At 67.1% G+C, this 4911-nt stretch carries 6 protein-coding genes; 4 read left to right on the top strand and 2 right to left on the bottom strand.

Features of this window, described 5'->3' with window-relative positions:
• Window positions 1–143 precede the first annotated feature (143 nt).
• Entirely contained in the window at window positions 144–629 is a 486-nt protein-coding gene (locus tag ACFTSA_RS24270; RefSeq protein ID WP_377954667.1) for a nucleoside deaminase, read from the top strand.
• A gap of 6 nt (window positions 630–635) precedes the next feature.
• Here ACFTSA_RS24270 and ACFTSA_RS24265 read toward each other — a convergent pair whose 3' ends face one another.
• The gene (locus tag ACFTSA_RS24265; RefSeq protein ID WP_377954665.1) at window positions 636–1829 is read right to left on the bottom strand and encodes a pyridoxal phosphate-dependent aminotransferase; all 1194 of its coding nucleotides are present in this window, start codon (window positions 1827–1829) and stop codon (window positions 636–638) included.
• A 91-nt stretch (window positions 1830–1920) separates the two neighbouring features.
• Here ACFTSA_RS24265 and truB point away from each other — a divergent pair, with 91 nt between their 5' ends.
• From truB to ACFTSA_RS24250, 3 genes are read left to right on the top strand one after another with little or no spacing between them, the layout of a single operon-like run.
• The gene (gene truB, locus ACFTSA_RS24260; RefSeq protein ID WP_377954664.1) at window positions 1921–2934 is read left to right on the top strand and encodes a tRNA pseudouridine(55) synthase TruB; all 1014 of its coding nucleotides are present in this window, start codon (window positions 1921–1923) and stop codon (window positions 2932–2934) included.
• A 2-nt stretch (window positions 2935–2936) separates the two neighbouring features.
• The gene (locus ACFTSA_RS24255) at window positions 2937–3290 is read left to right on the top strand and encodes a hypothetical protein (RefSeq protein WP_331573758.1); all 354 of its coding nucleotides are present in this window, start codon (window positions 2937–2939) and stop codon (window positions 3288–3290) included.
• Between the two features lie 19 nt (window positions 3291–3309).
• Window positions 3310–3747, top strand: a complete 438-nt coding sequence (locus ACFTSA_RS24250) for a hypothetical protein (RefSeq protein ID WP_377954662.1) — start codon at window positions 3310–3312, stop codon at window positions 3745–3747.
• Window positions 3748–3826: 79 nt separating this feature from the next.
• On the opposite strand, the gene ACFTSA_RS24245 is transcribed toward ACFTSA_RS24250, so the two are convergent.
• A complete protein-coding gene (locus ACFTSA_RS24245) occupies window positions 3827–4669 on the bottom strand; it encodes a DUF937 domain-containing protein (RefSeq protein WP_377954660.1) in 843 nt (280 codons plus the stop codon).
• Window positions 4670–4911: the final 242 nt, after the last annotated feature.

The raw sequence follows: 4911 nt of genomic DNA, 5'->3' as shown, positions 1-4911 counted from the left end.
CCAGGTGCCCTGGTTCAAACCCCCACCAGAACTCGACCCCCAACGAAAACCCCGCCGCAACAACTACTTCCACTCACGCCCCCAACACGAATGAAGGGCACCTGGCTGTCCCGCAGCGACATCCGGCTGACTATGATCAGACCATGCGCGCCGAACCATCAGCTGCAGACGTGACCCACTACCTGACCGAGGCCGTGGCCCTGGCCCAACGGAACGTCGCCGCCGGCGGCGGGCCCTTCGGCGCGCTGGTGGTGACGGCCGACGGCACCGTCCACGAAGGGGTCAACCGCGTCACACGGGACAACGACCCCACCGCCCATGCCGAGGTGGTGGCCATCCGCACCGCCGCTGCGGAGATTCGGAACTTCGACCTGAGTGACGCCGTCCTGTACGCCAGCTGCGAGCCCTGCCCGCTATGCCTCGCGGCGGCGCTGTGGGCGCGGATCGACCGGGTGTACTTCGCCGCCGACCGGCACGGCGCGGCCGCCGCGGGATTCGACGACGCGCTGTTCTACGAATATTTCGGCGGCGCCCGGCCGGAACTGCTGCCCGTCAGCCACACCCCGGTTCCGACGTCGGAAGATCCGTTCGATGCCTGGCGCAAGAACGCCGAACGCACCGACTACTGAGGCTCCCTACCCGGCGGTTGATGCTTCGGCGGGCGGTTCGTGTCCGGACCACCGCTCTGGGAGTCTGCCCACGCCCTCGACCAGTTCGCTTTGGCCGCCGCACAGGGCGATCCGGATCCAGCCCTCGCCGATGGAGCCAAAGGCAGTTCCGGGGGCAAAGGAGACGCCGGACTCGGCAAGGAACTGCTTGACCCACGCGCGGACGTTTCCGCCGCTCACGTGCGAGACGTCCGCCCACAGGTAGAACGCCCCCTGTGCGCTCAAAAACGGAATGCCCTTCCCTGCCAGTACAGCCGAAGCCGCGTCGCGGTTGGCACGGTAATGGGCGTGGGCCTGCGACACATAGTCCTGAGGTCCAGTCAACGCGGCGAGCGCCGCGTACTGGGACGGCGACGCCACGCAGGAGACGATCGCCTCCATGACATTGTTCATCCGCTGCTCGAGTCCGGGCGGGCAGATCAGCGCCCCGATGCGCAGACCGGTGAGCCCGTAGGTCTTGGACAGCGTCAGCGACGTGAACACGCGCGCCTCGCCGGGAGCGGTGCTGTCGAACCGGGCAGGACTCACATGCGGGACGTCGTAAGTGAAGGCCTCGTAGCATTCGTCCGAGATGACCCACAGATCGTGGCGGCGGGCCAGTTCCACAAGTTTCCGGGTCAGGTCTTCCCGGAGGACTGCACCCAGGGGGTTCGACGGCGAGTTGAGCATCAGCACGCGCGTTCGGTCCGTGATGAGAGCCTCGATGTCCGCGATGCGGGGCTGGAAATCGTGCGCGGGGTACAAAGGATACTCCACGGGGACGGCATGAAGCAGCCGGCTTGTCATGGCAAACGTGGGATAGCCCGGATTGGGAATCAGGATTTCGTCGCCGGGAGCGAGCAGCAGGCTCATGGCGAAGTGCAGGCCCTGCTGCGCGCCGTCGACCACATATACGCGGTCCGCACCAATGTCCATGCCGGACTGCTCCCGGAACCTGGCGGCGAAAGCTTCCCGGAGCGGCGGGATGCCGGCGTTCGGAGTGTAGTTGGTCTCGTCACGGTCCAGGCAAGCGATGCCGGCGTCCAGGACATGGCGGGGGAGCGGGAACCCGGGTTCGCCGATGCTCAGGATCAGCGACCCGGGGGTGCGCCACGCCGCCTCGGTGATTTCGCGGATCTGGTTGACGGGTACGTCGCGTATGTGCGCGGAAAGCTCGGGCATGAGTGCCATCCTAGCGTCGGGCCAGGCGACGTCACCGGCGAGCGGGGCCGCGTCCCAATACCCCGGCCGTGGGCCCGATATACTGATAGGCGTGCTTTCTGGACTGGTAATAGTGGACAAGCCGCAGGGATGGACCAGCCACGATGTGGTTGGTCGGATGCGGCGGATCGCCGGTACCCGGAAAGTGGGCCACGCGGGAACGCTGGATCCCATGGCCACCGGCGTGCTGGTGCTCGGCATCAACAAGGCCACACGGCTCCTCACCTACATCGTGGGCACGTCCAAGACCTACACGGCAACCATCCGGCTGGGGGAGTCCACCATCACCGACGACGCCGAAGGCGAAGTGGTCAGCCGGACGAGCGCCGCATCTTTGACCGAGGACGCCATCCGCTCGGGCGTGGAGTCCCTCACCGGCGACATCCTGCAGGTGCCCAGCAGCGTCAGCGCCATCAAGGTCAACGGCGAACGGTCCTACGCCCGCGTCCGTTCCGGGGAAGAGGTAAAGCTGGCGGCCCGGCCGGTCACCATCCACCGCTTCGACATTCACGGAATCCGCCGTGACCAGGCCGCCGGACACGACACGGAGGTCGTGGACGTCGACGTTACGGTGGAATGCTCCTCGGGCACCTACATCCGCGCCCTCGCCCGGGACCTCGGCAACTCCCTCGGCGTCGGCGGTCATCTGACAGCACTGCGCCGGACCAACGTGGGACCCTACTCGCTGGACCAGGCGCGCACCCTCGAAGAGCTCGCCGAAGACCTCGAAATCCTCGAAATGTCGCAGGCGGCCAGGGCACTCATGCCCAACCGGGACCTGACCGCCGACGAAACCACCGAGATATCCTTCGGCCGGCGCATTGCCGCCGGAACGGCGGCGGGCACACCGGGTGCCGCCACAGCGGAAAAGCCCGCAGCCGCGTTCGCGCCTGACGGATCGCTGGTAGCGCTGCTGGCAGACAGCGGAAGCTTCGCCAAACCCGTGCTGGTCTTCGCCCCGGGAACGGGACCCGGCACCTCCAACAGTTCCGGCACCTCCAGCGGTTCCAGCGCAGACGCCGGCGCTGCGAACGGTTCCCCTGCCGACGGCGGCGGGCGGGCCTAGCGTTGGACGCGTACTTTTACATCATCCTGGGTGTTGGCCTGCTGTCCACCCTGATCTGCGTGGCGGCCGGCATCCTGAAGAAAGCCCCGAACGACATCACCATCCTCTCGGTGGCCGCCGTCGAACTGGCGCTGCTGATCTACCTCGTGGGCTCGATAGTGCGCGTCATCGCGGGAGAGCAGATCGCCGGGGAGGCCTGGGAGTTTTGGGGCTACCTCGCCACCGCCCTCCTGCTGCCTGTCGCTGCCGTGTACTGGTCCGTCCTGGAGCGGACCCGCTGGAGCAACTTCGTCCTGGCCGCCGTCGGAGTTACTGCCCTCGTCATGGCGGCCCGCATGAATCAGATCTGGTACTGAAGTGGAAGAAGCACGCAAGTTGACCGATACGTCCGAGCACACCAGCAAGCGCCCGACCGATACGAGGAACACCGGCCCGGGCCGGCTCCTGATCGCCGTCTACGCCATTTTTGCCATCTCAGCCACTGCAAGGGCCGGCTACCAGATCCTCACCAAGTTCTCCGACGCCCCGCTGGCTTACCTGCTCTCCGCCTTCGCCGCCGTCGTCTACGTCGTGGCCACGGTGTCGCTGGCCAAAGCCGGCCGCACCTGGTTCAAGGTCTCCCTCGTGGCAGTCCTGGTGGAACTGGTGGGCGTCATTATCGTGGGGGCGCTGAGCCTGTTCGACTCCGTGCAGTTTCCGCACGAAACCGTGTGGTCGGCGTTTGGCCGCGGCTACGCCTTCGTCCCGCTGATTCTGCCGATCCTGGGCCTCATCTGGCTCTACCGACGGCGGCCGTCAGCACGGGCGGTCTAGGAACCGGGGCGATCTAGGAACCACTGGCCTAGGAACCACTGGCCTAGGAACCACGTCGGTCCAGGAGCAACTGTTCGGGTCAGCGGCTCTCGTCGGGCAGGTCCACCTCGATCAGCTCGCCGGGCGTCACCGACCGGTGCGCCGGCGGCGCTGAGTCGTTCGGTGCCGGTGCGTCGTTTGTTTGGCCGGCGTCACTCGCACTCGGCTCGTTGGCTGATTGCGCGGGTGGTCCCTGGTCCTGTCCGTTCAGCTGAGCCTGCGGCGGTTGCGGGCCGCCGCGAAGAATGCCGCCCAGGATATCGCCCAGCGCGCCTGAACCGAGTCCGCCCGAACCGGGCCCCCCGTCGCCCTGTCCGCCGTCGCTCCGTCCACCCGAACCAAGGCCGCCGGTACCAAGTCCGCCGAGGCCGCCGCCCAGGATTCCACCCAGGATGCTGCCCAGATCGATTCCGCCGCTGCCCCGGGATGGCGGAGAACCTTGTGCCCCGGAGTCCTGTGCCCCGGAATCCCGCCCGCCGCCGAGGACCTTCTTGGCCAGATAGGACATGACGATCGGGGCAAGGATCGGCAGCAGCTTACGGACGAGGTCCCCGCCGACACCGCCAAGGTTCGCTGTCCCCGCCAGCCGGCTGGCCACCTGGTCCTGCTGGCCGCCGAAGACGTGGGCAACGATCTTTTCGCCGTCCTGGGTGTCGACCTGCGACGGGTCCACACCGCCGTCGGCCAGTCCGTTCAGGTGGCTGGCCAGTTCGGACTCCAGCGCCGCGGCGCCGTCCGGCGCCTGGACGTTGTTCTGCAGTCCGGCCAGCAGCGTCGGCACGGCGGCTTCCACTGCGGCCTGCGCGGACGCCGTGTCAGTGCCCAACAGGGAGGCAATCTGCTGGACAGGGATCTGTCCCAGCAGCTCGTGGATATCACTCATGGCGTGGCTCCTTCCGGCCCGCTCATCTCGCAGGCGATCCGTGCGGCAAAAACGTGAATGAAAGCTAAAGGCAGCGCTGCCCGGCCGTCGCCTTTGCATCCTAGCCGCGCGTGCTTGCCGAAGGTAGGCCCCGCGTTGACTCGTAAGTAACCTCCGCGAAGGGGGATACGTTGCCTCATTAATAATCCTCCGCTTGGGTTGGCGGTTGCCGGGGTGGGCGGATCGAGGCTACGCCGGGTGGA

The sequence above is a fragment of the Arthrobacter sp. NPDC057013 genome, assembly GCF_042674585.1.
Taxonomy (GTDB): Bacteria; Actinomycetota; Actinomycetes; order Actinomycetales; family Micrococcaceae; genus Arthrobacter.
The sequence above is the reverse complement of the archived record's forward strand: the minus strand, read 5'-3'. Positions and strand labels throughout refer to the sequence as shown.